General features: G+C 76.0%; 1 protein-coding gene. It reads right to left on the minus strand.

Going from position 1 to position 1,133, the window contains the following annotated elements; all coding sequences use genetic code 11:
* Positions 1-211: 211 nt before the first annotated feature.
* Positions 212-1,133: phytoene/squalene synthase family protein (locus tag ACIQOV_RS42380; protein WP_401056601.1), on the minus strand; the 922-nt coding region annotated here is incomplete at its 5' end.

The raw sequence follows: 1,133 nt of genomic DNA on the forward strand, positions 1-1,133 counted from the left end.
CCCAATGATTGGGGTCTTTGGGTCCTGCTTGCTGAGCGCGCTCATGCTAGCCAGGCCGCCCCACCCGGGACAGGGCGCCGACCGACCTGCCGGATCGCCTACGACAAAGGGAGGTTCCGTTTGTGGACACCGGCTCCGACGGCTCTCACCGGGGCCGCACACACCGGATCGGCACCTCCGGGACCGGAGGCGTTCGCGGGCCGGCGACCGGTCAGCCGCGCAGGCGGCGGGCCCGGAGGTACTCACGGGCCAGCAGGCGCAGCGCGGCGGGCTTGGCCGGACCGGCCGAGCGGCGCAGCAGGGCGCCGAGGTCGGCGCGGGCGGCGGCGCTGGTGAGCTCCTCCACGCCGACGATGCAGCGGACCATCGGCCGGTGGGCGGGCGGCACCCGGTCGATGACGGCCCTGCCGTCGGCGAGGGTGCGGTCGGCGCGGTCGAGCAGGGCGGCGAGCAGGGCCCGGACGGCGGGCAGGTCGCGGGCCCGCTCCAGGTCGGCGCGGGTGACGCCGTGCTCCTTCAGGGTCTCTTCGGGGATGGTCAGCCGGCCGTCGGCGAGGTCCTCGGCGAGGTCGTTGACGAAGTCGAGCCGCTGGCTGCCGTCGATGAAGGTGCGGCAGGCGGCGCGGTAGCCGCCCTGGTCGCCGTCCGGGCCGATCAGGCCGGCGACCACCATGAAGCCGGGCAGCGAGTACCCGTCCACGTAGGCCTGGTAGTCCTCCTCGGTGGCGAATCCGGTGAAGTCCAGGTCGGCCCCGGTCGCGGCGAGGAAGTCCAGCACCCGGTCCCGCAGGACGGGGTGGGCGGCGACGCTGTGCAGCAGCGGGCGCAGCTCGGGGTCGTCGGTGCGGCCGGCGGCGAGGCCGTCGGTGACCTGCTGCCGCCAGCGGGCGGACGCCACCCGGCGTTCGGCGAGCGGGCCGCTGTCGAGCAGGGTGTCGGTGCGGTGCATGAAGGCGGCGGCGGCGATCACGTGCGGGACCATCCGCGCGGGCAGCAGCAGCTCGGTGGCGAGCGCGGCCTCCCGCCGGTAGCGGGCCATCTGCTGCCGCTGCCGGCCGTAGTCGGCCCGCAGGCCGGCCTCCCGCACCCCGGCCGCGTCCAGCGCCCGCTCCCACCTGCCCACTCGGTCCACC

Origin of the sequence: Kitasatospora sp. NPDC091257 (genome assembly GCF_044757675.1) — a bacterium.
GTDB lineage: Bacteria > Actinomycetota > Actinomycetes > Streptomycetales > Streptomycetaceae > Kitasatospora > Kitasatospora lactacystinica.